Origin of the sequence: Rhizocola hellebori, from assembly GCF_016862955.1 — a bacterium.
Taxonomy (GTDB): domain Bacteria; phylum Actinomycetota; class Actinomycetes; order Mycobacteriales; family Micromonosporaceae; genus Rhizocola; species Rhizocola hellebori.
Map to the genome: position 1 here is coordinate 1 of NZ_BONY01000145.1, position 11,970 is coordinate 11,970.

Genomic DNA, 11,970 nt, shown 5'->3' on the forward strand with positions numbered 1-11,970 from the left:
ATTTTTAGGCGCCACAAGGCGATCATGACGGGAGGTGCTGCGGCCGTTGGCAAAATTCGTGCGGCGAAAGGAGAACCGGCTGGCACATCCACGTGCCGAGGTGCTGGGTTGACTTAGTGTGATACCAGTACTCTGTGGGCATGACAAATGCCAGCGTGGATCAACTCTCCCAAGTTCACGCCTCGACGCCGCTGGTCCAGGCAGCGTTGGATTATGCGTTTCAAGAACTAGAAGGTGATGTCACCGGGCACGACCCGTATCACGTGCTGCGGGTTTACCGGATGGCCCAGCGCTTGGCGAAAGACGAGCAGGCAGATCTCGAGACCGTGGAGCTGATCGCTGCGCTGCACGACATCAAGGACTTCAAGTTCACCGGCGATGAGATGGCGGGTTCTCGGGAGGCGCATCGCTGGCTGCTGGAAAAGGGTGCCGATACCGATCTGGCGGAGCTGGTTGCGAACAATATAGCCGGAATCTCGTTCAAAGGAGCTGGCACGCCGACAAAGCCACTCACCCTTGAAGGTCGTTGCGTGCAGGACGCCGACAGGCTCGACGCATTGGGCGCCATCGGGGTGGCTCGCTGTTTCGCCTATGGCGGCGCGAAAGACAGGCCTATACACGATCCAGCGACCGCGACGGTTCACCACACCAGCACGCAACAGTATCTCCACCATCAAGGGACGAGCGTTAATCATTTTTACGAGAAACTTCTCCTGCTAAAAGACCGCCTGAATACGCGATCTGCCAAGGAGATAGCGCAGGGCCGTCATGCATTCATGGAGGAGTACCTGCGCAAGTTCTACGAGGAATGGGAAGCGCTGGCGTAGCCCACGGGTCGGCGGCCGCCATCCACACAGGGAGGTCCGGTGCATTGGACGGTCCATGATGTGGCGTCACAACTGCTCGACGTCAGCTCGTTCCGCGATTTGTGTGTGTCGGTGTTGCACAAGTGTTTGCTCGACGACGGTCGATTTGAGGCCGGTCAGTTCGGCCGGAAGCAACATTCTTCGGCCTCAGCGGGCGCTGTGCTCAACGGCGTGGCGTCCCTGCCACACGTGCCTGACCATTTGAGGGAGCATACGCAGGCGCTAGGTTATGCGTTAATCGGCGACGACGGGCATTTGCGCGGCCACGATGAGGATCCGGGTGACGGCACCACCAGCTGGTCGTTGTCGCAAGTTTTATACGGAGTCGCTAAGGGACATAGCAGCCACGACATCGAGTCGCCAAAATACGCTGCAGCCCTATTCCGGCTCCTCACCTTGCAGAATCGTGTCGACGGTTCGTGGTCGCTTCGCCACGGCGACTTTGTCGACCCATCGTTGGCGTTCTATCCGGCGCTGTTATTCGAACGGCTCATCCGCCAGCGGTCGTCCTACGCCGAAACGGTACGTGAGCCGCTCTCGCAGACCGCCGCCTATTTCCTCGATGTGGCGGCCTCGACAGCGACGCCTGACATAAACGCGGTTTTGGCCATGTCGGCGTTGGACCGCGTGGCCGCCCTCGCGGGCATCAACGAGAAAACTTTGGCGCGCTATCGCCAGCGCCGGGCTGAACTGATCTCGGAACTCGTTGACGAACACGGTGATCTGCGCCTCGGCGACATGCACATTTCGAACGAGCTTCAGCCACGCTGGCATTCGGTGACGTGGGCCGCCATCCTCTACGCCTGCACTCGGCATTGGGGCGGCATTCAATCCAGCCACAATCTTCACCTGTCCGCCCGCCTGCTGCAAGCATTCGATTCGGCCGAGGGTGGATGGTGCGGACCGTCCCGCGCCGAGCGAACAGCCCGCTCCTGGGCCTCTTCACTTGCGCTGCTCAACGTGCATTTGCTGGCGCAGGACATCTGCGCCGGCGGGCTGGAGGTCAATGAGTACCAAGGGCTCATCAGAAACATGAAGGACCGGAAGAGATTCGATGTGGTGATCTCATTCGGCGGCCCGGATCGGCAGGTGGCGGAACAGATCCGAAATCATCTCGTGGCCGGCGGCCTGAGGGTCTTCTTCGACACCGACTTCCGGCACAACCTGCTTGGAGCTGGTGGACGTGCCGGGCCTCAACCCCACCATCGGGTACCTTTCTGCGGACACCGTTTCGCCCATCGAATTCGCCGAAATAGTCAAGCGAAAGGTTCTCGGCAGCGCAGTCACGCGACCATAGTGAACGACGACGGCAGGGCCCGGCTACGGTGGGAGATGTGTCCGATAAGGGGAGCCGGCCGGCGAGGGTCGAAGACGTACACGATATGGCTTTGGAAATGCCGCATGTCACCGTCGAGTACGGGACTGGGGAAAATCCGGTCTACCAGGTGGGCGGGAAGTCGTTCATCTTCTTCCGCAACCCGCGCCCGGACGCGGTCGACCCGGCGACCGGGCAGCGCTACCAAGATGTGATCGTCTTCTGGGTGGCGTCCGAAGCCGATAAGCAGGCGCTGGTCCAGGATGAGGCGTCACCGTTCTTCACCACCGCGCACTTTGACGGCCATCCGTCGGTGTTGCTGCGGGCCGGCCGGCTCGGCGAGCTGACCCGTAAGGAGCTGGCCGAGGTGATCCAGGACGCGTGGCTTTCCCGCGCATCGGCACGCCGCGCGTCAGCCTGGCTCAGCGCACACCCACCGGCGTGACCGCTTTCAGCCGCTCACCCAGCCGGTGTTGGTGGCCCGCCATGACGGCCAGCGCTGTGGCCAGGTGTCCGGCCAGTTGTCGATGCGGGCGACCAGCATGATCCCGGTCGGGTCGAGCAGGTCGCGGGCGAGGCGTTCGGCCACCTCGCCGATGATGGTGGCGGTCACCGGCACCCAGTGGTCGAAGCGTTTGCCGAGTGCCACGTCAACCAGCGCTTGCGCATGTTCGGCGGGCACGCCGGCCGCGGTGAGCAGCCATCGAAGTGCGCGGCGGCACCACCCCTGCCAGCTGTCGGCATCCACGATGTGGGCGATGACGGTCGTCATCACCTGGGCGATGGCAGCTTCCCAGGCAGGGAGGAGCTCGTCCAGCTTGAGGGGGAGCGATCGCAGGAATCGGTTGAACTGCTCGGCAAGGCTCTCCAGAAAACGCCGCCAGGCCTGAAGCGACTCGGCGACAAATGCCGGTGCCTCAGCCGGTACGGGGATGCGCTCGCCGATCCAGCCCCACCTCTCGTGCTCGCCAGGTGTCCAATACCAGTGGTAGGCCCACGGCCCGTATCGCTGGGCCAGGGCCAAGCTGACGGCGTCGACCCACGCCAGAGTCTGCGACTCCCCGGCTGACTCGGGCGCGGGCGCCACTGCGCGCACCACTGCCGTGATGTCTGCCGGGTCGAACGGGTATCGCGCCGGGTCGACCTGAGCCCAGGTGGTGAGGTCCGGTGCCATAAGCCGTCACTCTGGCACCCGTTCGTTTCGACGTCGAGTGAGTATCTCCGAGCATGCACGCTGTTTGGGCGGAGGGCGCCCGCGATCGCTAGGCCCCCGATGAGATCCATCATTCCCAGCGCTGACAGGCGCCCCAACCGTCTGGCTGTGCGAAGGTGCCGGTGATTCGGTGGGGGCTCTTGGATGGGCTCTCCGAGCAGCCGACCACGGCGATTTAGTGGGGCTGCGCAGCCTTGGACGGATACGTGAACATGCTGGAGACAAGGAAAGTGCGATTGATTTGTACCGTCAGGCCGCCGACCGCGGCGACAATGTCGCGCTTTGCGTATTGGCCCGGATGAGCGAACGAGCTGGTGATCGTGCGACTGCCGAAGCATTGGCGCAGACCGCCGTGCGCCGCGGGGTGCCGACACCGCTGCGATATCTTGCCGAGCTGCGTGCCCAGGCGGGAGATCTGGACAGTGCGATCGATCTCTACCGTCAGGCCGCCGACCGCGGTGACAACATGTCGTTGCGCGCGTTGGCCCGTAACTGCGAACGGGCTGGCGATCACGCCGCAGCCAAAGTCCTGATCCTGGAGGCGGTCAACCGCGGATCAGCAAGTGGGCTTTACGATCTTGCCCGGCTGCGGCAAAGAGCCGGGGATAGGGCCAACGCCGAACGGTTGCGCTGCTTCGGCCTCAACGAACAAGGAGAACCCGCTTCCTCACTCGTATAGCAGCGAATCCCTTATCCGGCCATGGCTGCGCGGTGGAGGCGGGCGATTCCGTCCAACAGGATATCGAGCGCGAACTCGAATTCGAACTGGTCGTCGCAGCCCGAGCCCACCACCGATTCGTCGGTGTGGGAAGCGGCGATGGCCATTTCTGTGATGTACGGATATCGCTGCGCCATAGCGCTCATGGCGGCCGCCTGTTCCTCGGGGTTCGCCGGCCCACTGTCGTCGAACAGCTCCTGGGAGAACCCGAGGATCCGGCTTCCCATGGCGTGCATGACGTGGTGGGTGAGGTCGACGGACAGGCCGCCGGTCCGGAACAAGCCGATCATCGAGTCCAGATAGTCCATGACGGCCGGTGTGGGGGCTGCTCGCGACTCGATGACCTGGGACGCCCAGCGGTGGCGCAGGAGTGCTTGCCGTGCTGAGAGAATCCGCTGCCGGACCGCGCTCTTCCAGTCTGTGCCAACCGCCGGGGGATCGATCTGCGCCATGATGACGTCGACCATGCCGTCGAGCAGCTCATCCTTGTTGGTCACGTGCTTGTAGAGCGCCATGGGCACGACGCCGAGCTCCTGGGCGAGCTTGCGCATGCTCAGCGCTTCGATGCCGATGTCGTCGGCCAGGGCGACGGCGGCGCGCAGCACGCGTTCCTTGCTCAGAGGGGGCCGCGCCATCCGATCATCCCGCTTCCCTTGACAGGTGTACGGCGTACACCTAACGTGGTCTTATAGTGGTGTACACAGTACACCTCGATCATGGAGGTTCTGATGAAGGCAATTGTCCAAGACCGGTACGGGTCGTCCGACGTCCTGGAGTTCAAGGAGGTCGACAAGCCGGTGCCCGCCGAGCACGAGGTGCTGGTGCGGGTGCACGCGGCCTCGGTCAACGCCCGCGACTGGCACTTCCTGCGCGGCGACCCCTACCTGGCCCGCATGGCCATGGGATGGCGGGCCCCGAAGGTGAACATCCAGGGCACCGACTTCGCGGGCCGGGTGGAGGCGGTCGGTTCGGGCGTGCGCGGCTTCCGCCCGGGTGACGAGGTGTTCGGGGAGGCCCCGAAGGCGTTCGCGGAGTACATCACCGTGCCGGAGAGCGTCATTGCCACCAAACCGGCCAACCTCAGCTTCGAGCAGGCGGCCGCTATCCCACTGGCGGCCAACACCGCGCTCATGGGCCTGCGCGACGTGGCCCGGGTGCAGCCGGGCCAGCGTGTTCTGGTCAACGGCGCGTCGGGCGGCGTCGGCACCTTCGCCGTGCAGCTCGGCAAGATTTTCGGCGCCCACGTGACCGGCGTGTGCAGCGCAAGGAATGTGGAGCTGGTCCGCTCGATCGGGGCGGACGAGGTCATCGACTACACCAAGGAAGACTTCTCCCTTGGCACACAGCCCTACGACGTGATTTTGGACCTGGTCGGCAACCGCTCCTTGCGTGACTTGCGGCGTGTGCTGACGCCGACGGGCATCCTCGTCCTGTCCGGCGGCGGTGTCTCCGAAGGCGGCAGCCTGCTCGGGCCCATGGGGCTGTTCATCAAGGGGCGCCTGCTTTCCAGCTTCGTCGGGCAACGCCTGGTCACCTTCTCGGCCCTGCCCGGCCGGGAGAACCTCGCCACGCTCAGCAAGCTTGCCGAGTCAGGAAAGCTCACCCCGGCCATTGACCGCAGCTACTCGCTGAGCGAGGGCGCGGAAGCCATCAGGTACCTGGAGATGGACCACGCGCGGGCCAAGGTCGTCATCACGGTGTGACCGGGGCTTGCATTGCCCCTTCCTGGTCATAGAGCAACCGCACCACGTCTCCCTCTTGGTACACACCTCTGATGGTGGCCGTGCGCTGGCCCCATTGCGTTTCGTAGGCGACTTCCGCGTAAGCGCGAGTAAACCAATTGCCATCGATTAGCTGGCTACGGCGCCAGGTCCGCACGACGACCCCTTGCCCTTTCCGTCCTCGCTTGGTGAGCTGCTGTCGCCGGCCAACCGGTTTACGACCCCACACGTGGTTCACCGTAGCGGCCGATGTCAATGATGCCTTGGGCGGCAACGGCTACCGGGGCGGCCACAGCGCGTCGATGCGGGCAACAGACCGATCGATCTGTGCCACGGTGATCTGATTGGCCTTCACCATCGACAGAACCTTGTCGACCGTCTGCTCAACGATTGCGGTGTCGTAGACCGCCTGGTTGCAGAAGACCAGCTGGTCGACTCCGGCCTGCAGCGCGTATTGGGTGGCTTCGTCGCGGCCGTAGCGGCTCGTGATCGCCTCGGCCTGCATGTCGTCGGTGACGACGACGCCTTGCCAGCCCAGCTCACCGCGCAGCAGGTCGGTGACCACCGCATGGGACAGCGACACCGGCCGATCCGGGTCGAGATGCTTGTTGAGAAAGTGGGTGACCATGACCGTGTCCACGGTGCCGGCTTGGATCAGCTTCTGGAACGGCTCGATCTCGGCCCGGGTCCAGGTGTCGGTCACGTCGACGGCTTCGAAGTCGGTGTTGCCGTTGGCGCTGCCCAGCCCGGGAAAATGCTTGATAGACGTTCTTACCCCGGCTCGGCGGTAGGCGTCGATGGTGTCGGTCGCGCAGGAGACCACGACCGCCGGATCGGCGGAGAAAGCCCTGTCGAGCAAGGCGATCGCCGGGTTGGTCGGGTTGACCGCGAGGTCGACCACGGGGGTGAAGTTGAAGTTCACGCCGATCTGCACCAGTGTCTGAGCCATGCCCTCGGCCCAGCCACGGGTGACCGCCGGGGAGTTGATCGCGCCGATCTCCTCCTGCGACCGGGTGGCCGGGAATCCGTTGGAGGGCCCGAGCCTCGCGATTTTGCCGCCCTCCTGATCGATGGAGACGATCAGCTTCCCCGGCGCCGCTTCGGCCAGGGATTTGATCAATGCGGTGACCTGTGGCGGGGAGTTGATGTTCCGGCTCTCGCCGGTCAACAGATCACGGTCGAACAGGATGACGCCGCCCAGGCCCTGCTCGCTGATCGCCTTGACGATCCAGTCGTTGGGCCCGACCCGATCGCCGCGGAAACCCACGATCAGCATCCTGGCGATCTTCTTGCGCAGCGCCGCCTCGTCCATCGTGGGCGACGCGCCCGTCGCGCCGGTGGACCCCGTTACCACCTCCGGGGTCGGCGTTTTCGCGGCGCCACAAGCGTTCAGCCCGGCAGCCACTGCGGCTGAACCTATCCCCGTAAGCAGCCCGCGACGCGTGACTTTAAGCCCAGTCATCATCTTGTACGCTACGCGGCCGAGCCTGGTCAGGTGTGCGCATTGACAGTGTTCGCCGCGATGCTGCCCGCGATGGCGTCGGCCACTTCCCGGGGGCGGGTCAGCGGTGCCAGATGGTCCATCGAATACCGGGCCACCGGCCAGCCAGCGGCCTGGGCCTGGTCGGCGACTGCCGCGTAAGCGGGGCTCAACTGCACGTAGGCCTTGCCGACTCGATCGTCCCAAGGCGTTTGTGGCATCGGCTCGTCGAGCAGCGTGGCTGGCAAGCCGGTTAGCTCCTCACGAAACCGTTGCCGCATAACGTTATCGGGCAGCAGCTCGGCGAGCGCGGCGGAGGGGAACCAGCGGTCCCACGGAAGAAGGAGGCCGTTGTCGATCGACGAGAGCAGGGTGGCGCGCTGATCGGCCGTCATGGTGTCCAGCCAGGTGCGCCCGCCATGGGGGAGCCGGGCATCGAGGAAGATCGCCCGCACGCTGGTCGCCCCGATGTTGGCCACCGCACCGGGAAGCAACGGCCCCGCCCTGCTGTGCCCGACCACGGTCACCTCCTCGTCCGCGTGGGCCGGCTCGGCGATCGCCCGGAACAGGTGCTCGTAGAACGGCGGCCCCGAGCCCAGGGCCGGGCGCAGATCCGGTACCGCAACGGAGTACCCGAGATCGGCAAGGCGCGCCGGCACGCCGCCCCAGCTCGACCTGGTGAGCAGCGGGCTGTGCACGAGCAGAACCTGCATGACCAGTCACCATAGCGGCGGGTTGACGCAACCATGTGGTTGCTATACGGTAATAGCAACTGAACGGTTGCTACATGAGGAGGTGCTTCGATGGGATTTCCGGATCGCATTGAGCGCACGGTGCACATAGATCGGCCGCTGGATCGGGTGTGGGAGGCCATCACGACGGCCGAAGGTTTAGGCACCTGGTTCGGCAACAGCGCGGAGATCGACCTGAGGGTCGGCGGCACCGCGAAGCTGACCTGGACCAGCGGCGATGCCGCCCAGCTGCGCATCGAACGGATCGAGCCGAAGACGGTCTTCGGCTATACGTGGGGCATCAATGGCTTGCCTGATGGCGACCTGCGCCGCACCTACGTGGAGTTCACGTTGGCAGAGCACAGCGATGGCACTACGGTGACCGTCGTGGAAAGTGGCTTCGCCCAGCTTGAGCCCGCCGAGCACAGCCACGCCTACGAAGGCAACACCGGAGGCTGGGCCAGCGAGCTCGACGAATTGGTTGCCTATCTCCGTGCCTGAGGAAGCGTCAGAGGCTGTCGCGGAGGCCGTGTTCGCGGCGCTGGCCGATCCGAACCGGCGGGCCATTCTTGCTGCGCTCGCCACGAACGGGCCGGCCACCGCGACAGACCTCGCGACCACCCTGCCCATCACCCGGCAGGGCATCGCCAAACACCTGGCGCTGTTGGCCGATGCGGGCCTGGTGGCCGCGGAGCCCGGCGAGCGGCGCCGGGTCCGGTATCGGCTGCAGTCCGGCCCGATGCGGGTCGCGCAGCAGTTTCTCGCCGCTCTGGCCCGCGACTGGGACGGGCCTCTGACCGCCCTGCGCACACATCTGCAATGACCGCTGCCTGAATAGCGGACATCAAACCCCTTGTCGCAGAAGGAAATACAGTCATAATGATCAAGGTTACCGACAGTGAAATTCTGATTACAGGCGCCAATCGAGGTATCGGCCAAGCCCTGGTGCAGGAGGCACTGAGACGTGGTGCCAAGCGGGTCTACGCGGGAATGCGAATACCCGTGGCCCACGCCGATGAGCGGGTCACCCCGCTCATGCTCGATGTGACCGTCGCCGAACAGATCCAGCGGGCCGTCGAGGCGGTGCCCTCCTTGGACATCCTGGTCAATAATGCCGGGGTCTCGATCGACGATGATCTCACCAATCCGTCGGTCATCCAGCAACACCTCGACGTGAACCTCTACGGCCCGCTCAACGTGGCCCAGGCTTTCCTGCCGTTGCTGGCCAAATCACACGGCGCGGTCGTCAACAACCTGTCCCTGGCCAGTTTCGCCGCCCTTCCGATGGTCCCGGGATACTCCGTGTCGAAGGCGGCTGCGTTGTCGATGACGCAATCGCTGCGCTGGTTGTGTTCCGAGCACGGGGTGCGGGTGCACGCCGTCCTAACCGGACCGACGAATACCGAGATGAGCGCCGGCCTCGACGTCGTGAAGGCCTCGCCGGAGCTTGTGGCGCGGGCCATCTTCGACGGCGTGGAGAGCGGCGAGGACGACATCTTCCCCGATCCGGTTTCCGAGCCGATGGCCGAGGGCTGGCGCAATGGCGTGGCCAGCCTGGCCGCGATCCAGTTCGCGCAACTTGCCACCCAAATGAGTGCCGCTTGAGAATGCACAACCGAAAGGCAGTAGACAAGTCATGAGTGACAAGAGTTTTACCACCACCTTCGTCGTCGACCAGACACCGCAAGCCGCCTTCGCGGCCATCAACAATGTGCGCGAGTGGTGGTCGGAGGACGTCGAAGGCCCGACCGACCATCTCGACGCCGAGTTCTCCTACAGCTACCTGGATGTGCATCGCTGCCACATGAAGATCGTGGAATTCGTACCCGACGAAAAGGTTGTCTGGCATTGCATTGACAACTATTTCTCGTTCACTAAGGACGAGACGGAATGGGTCGACACCAAGCTGGTATTCGAGATTTCGAAGCACGGCGACCAGACTCAGATCCGTTTCACCCATGTCGGGCTGGTGCCCGAATACGAGTGCTTCGATGTGTGCACAAACGCTTGGAGCGGCTACGTCGGCGAAAGCTTGAAGACCCTGATTACCACGGGTAGCGGGGCTCGCAACAACGAGGCCAGGAATGCTGAGGCGCAAGCTCAGTACAAATAGCCGCGTATATTACGTGCCAATCCGTAACGGCTGGAACGTTTAGCTTAAAGACGACTTGCCGATGTGGTCGTACGATCCATAGTCTCCTCCCGAAATAGCGCGCAGCCGTGGTCGTTTCACGGCTGCGCGTCTTGGTTTGGACCACGGGAGGACATTTGACTAATGATGCCCAAAGGCGGCGCTTGCCCAGAAAATACTCACTGGTCGCCAAGTCGGTAACGGTCGCGCTCGCGTCCGTTGTCGCACTGTCGGCGGAAAGTGGGGCCTGGGCTGCAGCTCCGGGCGAGGGCGAGATCCGCAATGCCGGCTCGGCCCAGTCGGTCGCCGGTGACTACATCGTGGTCTTGAAAGACAATGCGGCAGGTGTTGACTCCACAGTCAATGCGCTGAGCGGCAAGTTCGGTGGCCAGGTGAAGCACCGCTACAAGGCGGCGCTTCGTGGTTACGCCGTGACGGGAATGACGGAACAACAGGCCAAGCGGCTCGCCGCCGACCCTGCCGTCGCCTATGTCCAACAGGACCTAGTCGTCAAAGTGGCGGACACCATTGTTAATCCTGCCTGGCACTACGACCGGCTCGATCAGCGCTCGCTACCTCTGAACAGAAGCTACACGTATCCGAGGCTGGCGACCGACGTGCACGCCTACGTCATCGACACCGGTATCAACATCTTCCACTCGGCGTGGTCGGGAGACGGCTACCAGAGGGCCTCCTACGGCTACAACGCTGTAGACCCCAGTGTTGTCCCCGCCGACTGTGACGGCCACGGCACCTTCGTGGCCGGGCTGATCAGCGGGCACGGAATCTCGACCGGGGTTGCCAAAGACGTCAACCTCGTTGCCGTCAAGGTGCTTGACTGTCAAGGGTTTGGCACCATATCGACCGTGGTGGCCGGTCTGGACTGGGTGACGGCCAACGCCGTCAGGCCAGCCGTGGCCAACATGAGCCTGTCCGGTCTGAAGAACCAGGTCGTCGACGACGCGGTGCGGCGGACCATCGCCGCGGGCGTCACCGTCACGGCCGCCGCGGGTAACGGGGACGCGATGGGCAATCCTATGGATGCCTGTCTCTTCTCGCCCGCCTCCATCCCGGAGGCGATCACGGTGGCGGCGACGGATGTCAACGACCGTCGTGCTTTTTGGTCCAACACTGGAACATGTGTGGACATGTTCGCCCCCGGCGTCGACATCATTTCGACGTCGATCGGCGGCGGGTACGAGTTCATGGACGGCACATCGATGTCGGCCCCGCACGTGGCGGGGGCGGCAGCGCTGATCCTGCAGCTGCATCCGGATTACACCCCGGCGCAGGTGCACTCGGTGTTGGTCAACGGCGCGTCGCTTAACGTCGTTGCGGATGCCGGAGTTAACACTCCGAACCGCCTGCTCTACGTGCGCAACGTGGAGCCGCCGGCCATCGCCTCCAACACGGTGGGGCTCTACAACCCCCGGTTCGGCACGACTGAGGTGTATGCGCGCACTGCGGCGAATCACCTCACCTACTCGTACTGGGCCGGTGGCTGGTCGGAGTGGGTCGACCTCGGCGGCGACATCGTGGGCGACCCCGCGGTGCTTTACAACCCGAAGTTCGGCAGCACCGAGGTTTACGTCCGCACGGCGAGCAACACCATCGCCTACCGGTACTACTCCAACGGCTGGTCGGACTGGCTGGATCTGGGCGGCGCGTTCGCCGGCGATCCGGCCGTGCTCTACAACCCGAAGTACGGCACCACGGAGGTTTACGCGCGGACGGCCGACAACCGGCTCGTCTACAAGTATTTCTCCAACGGCTGGTCGGGCTGGAACGATCTGCA

The 11,970-nt window shown here is 64.1% G+C and carries 14 protein-coding genes; 10 read left to right on the forward strand and 4 right to left on the reverse strand.

What is annotated here, in order from left to right:
• Positions 1 to 140: 140 nt before the first annotated feature.
• Genes Rhe02_RS48125 through Rhe02_RS48140 form a run of 3 tightly spaced genes read left to right on the forward strand, consistent with a single transcriptional unit; the run spans position 141 to position 2,626 of the window.
• Positions 141 to 827: an HD domain-containing protein gene (locus Rhe02_RS48125; RefSeq protein WP_203915304.1), complete on the forward strand. Its 687-nt coding sequence runs from the start codon at positions 141 to 143 to the stop codon at positions 825 to 827.
• Positions 828 to 866: 39 nt separating this feature from the next.
• Positions 867 to 2,396, forward strand: coding sequence for a toll/interleukin-1 receptor domain-containing protein (locus tag Rhe02_RS50420; protein WP_239124555.1), 1,530 nt, complete (start codon positions 867 to 869; stop codon positions 2,394 to 2,396).
• Positions 2,312 to 2,626, forward strand: coding sequence for a hypothetical protein (locus Rhe02_RS48140; protein ID WP_239124556.1), 315 nt, complete (start codon positions 2,312 to 2,314; stop codon positions 2,624 to 2,626). The genes Rhe02_RS50420 and Rhe02_RS48140 overlap by 85 nt, the downstream gene beginning before the upstream one ends.
• 6 nt (positions 2,627 to 2,632) lie before the next feature.
• Here the strand turns inward: Rhe02_RS48140 and Rhe02_RS48145 are convergent, their stop codons facing one another.
• Positions 2,633 to 3,355 (reverse strand): hypothetical protein, encoded by a 723-nt coding sequence (locus Rhe02_RS48145; protein WP_203915307.1) that lies wholly within the window; start codon positions 3,353 to 3,355, stop codon positions 2,633 to 2,635.
• Between the two features lie 217 nt (positions 3,356 to 3,572).
• On the opposite strand from Rhe02_RS48145, the gene Rhe02_RS48150 reads away from it, so the two are divergent.
• Complete coding sequence (locus tag Rhe02_RS48150; RefSeq protein ID WP_203915308.1) at positions 3,573 to 4,073, forward strand: tetratricopeptide repeat protein; 501 nt, start codon at positions 3,573 to 3,575, stop codon at positions 4,071 to 4,073.
• Positions 4,074 to 4,084: 11 nt separating this feature from the next.
• Here Rhe02_RS48150 and Rhe02_RS48155 read toward each other — a convergent pair whose 3' ends face one another.
• Positions 4,085 to 4,747 carry a TetR/AcrR family transcriptional regulator C-terminal domain-containing protein gene (locus tag Rhe02_RS48155; protein WP_203915309.1) on the reverse strand — a complete coding sequence of 221 codons (663 nt, stop codon included), beginning with the start codon at positions 4,745 to 4,747 and terminating at the stop codon, positions 4,085 to 4,087.
• Positions 4,748 to 4,840: 93 nt separating this feature from the next.
• Between Rhe02_RS48155 and Rhe02_RS48160 the strand changes: the two genes are divergently transcribed.
• Complete coding sequence (locus Rhe02_RS48160; RefSeq protein ID WP_203915310.1) at positions 4,841 to 5,815, forward strand: NAD(P)-dependent alcohol dehydrogenase; 975 nt, start codon at positions 4,841 to 4,843, stop codon at positions 5,813 to 5,815.
• 295 nt (positions 5,816 to 6,110) lie between these two features.
• Here the strand turns inward: Rhe02_RS48160 and Rhe02_RS48165 are convergent, their stop codons facing one another.
• Positions 6,111 to 7,238, reverse strand: a complete 1,128-nt coding sequence (locus Rhe02_RS48165; RefSeq protein ID WP_239124557.1) for a glycoside hydrolase family 3 N-terminal domain-containing protein — start codon at positions 7,236 to 7,238, stop codon at positions 6,111 to 6,113.
• An 86-nt stretch (positions 7,239 to 7,324) separates the two neighbouring features.
• Complete coding sequence (locus Rhe02_RS48170; protein ID WP_203915311.1) at positions 7,325 to 8,026, reverse strand: alpha/beta fold hydrolase; 702 nt, start codon at positions 8,024 to 8,026, stop codon at positions 7,325 to 7,327.
• Between the two features lie 90 nt (positions 8,027 to 8,116).
• Here Rhe02_RS48170 and Rhe02_RS48175 point away from each other — a divergent pair, with 90 nt between their 5' ends.
• From Rhe02_RS48175 to Rhe02_RS48195, 5 genes are all read left to right on the forward strand, one after another.
• Positions 8,117 to 8,545, forward strand: a complete 429-nt coding sequence (locus tag Rhe02_RS48175; protein WP_203915312.1) for an SRPBCC domain-containing protein — start codon at positions 8,117 to 8,119, stop codon at positions 8,543 to 8,545.
• Positions 8,538 to 8,867, forward strand: a complete 330-nt coding sequence (locus tag Rhe02_RS48180) for an ArsR/SmtB family transcription factor (RefSeq protein ID WP_203915313.1) — start codon at positions 8,538 to 8,540, stop codon at positions 8,865 to 8,867. The genes Rhe02_RS48175 and Rhe02_RS48180 overlap by 8 nt, the downstream gene beginning before the upstream one ends.
• Positions 8,868 to 8,923: 56 nt before the next feature.
• Complete coding sequence (locus Rhe02_RS48185) at positions 8,924 to 9,649, forward strand: SDR family NAD(P)-dependent oxidoreductase (protein ID WP_203915314.1); 726 nt, start codon at positions 8,924 to 8,926, stop codon at positions 9,647 to 9,649.
• 31 nt (positions 9,650 to 9,680) lie between these two features.
• Positions 9,681 to 10,157 (forward strand): SRPBCC family protein, encoded by a 477-nt coding sequence (locus Rhe02_RS48190; RefSeq protein ID WP_203915315.1) that lies wholly within the window; start codon positions 9,681 to 9,683, stop codon positions 10,155 to 10,157.
• 182 nt (positions 10,158 to 10,339) lie between these two features.
• Positions 10,340 to 11,970 (forward strand): S8 family serine peptidase (locus tag Rhe02_RS48195; RefSeq protein WP_239124558.1); only part of this gene is annotated, 1,631 nt, incomplete at its 3' end.

Coding starts and splice junctions, on each gene's coding strand:
- Rhe02_RS48125 (WP_203915304.1), top strand. CDS start 141: ATGACAAATGCCAGCGTGGATCAACTCTCCCAAGTTCACGCCTCGACG.
- Rhe02_RS48145 (WP_203915307.1), bottom strand. CDS start 3,355: ATGGCACCGGACCTCACCACCTGGGCTCAGGTCGACCCGGCGCGATAC.
- Rhe02_RS48155 (WP_203915309.1), bottom strand. CDS start 4,747: ATGGCGCGGCCCCCTCTGAGCAAGGAACGCGTGCTGCGCGCCGCCGTC.
- Rhe02_RS48160 (WP_203915310.1), top strand. CDS start 4,841: ATGAAGGCAATTGTCCAAGACCGGTACGGGTCGTCCGACGTCCTGGAG.
- Rhe02_RS48170 (WP_203915311.1), bottom strand. CDS start 8,026: ATGCAGGTTCTGCTCGTGCACAGCCCGCTGCTCACCAGGTCGAGCTGG.
- Rhe02_RS48175 (WP_203915312.1), top strand. CDS start 8,117: ATGGGATTTCCGGATCGCATTGAGCGCACGGTGCACATAGATCGGCCG.
- Rhe02_RS48185 (WP_203915314.1), top strand. CDS start 8,924: ATGATCAAGGTTACCGACAGTGAAATTCTGATTACAGGCGCCAATCGA.
- Rhe02_RS48190 (WP_203915315.1), top strand. CDS start 9,681: ATGAGTGACAAGAGTTTTACCACCACCTTCGTCGTCGACCAGACACCG.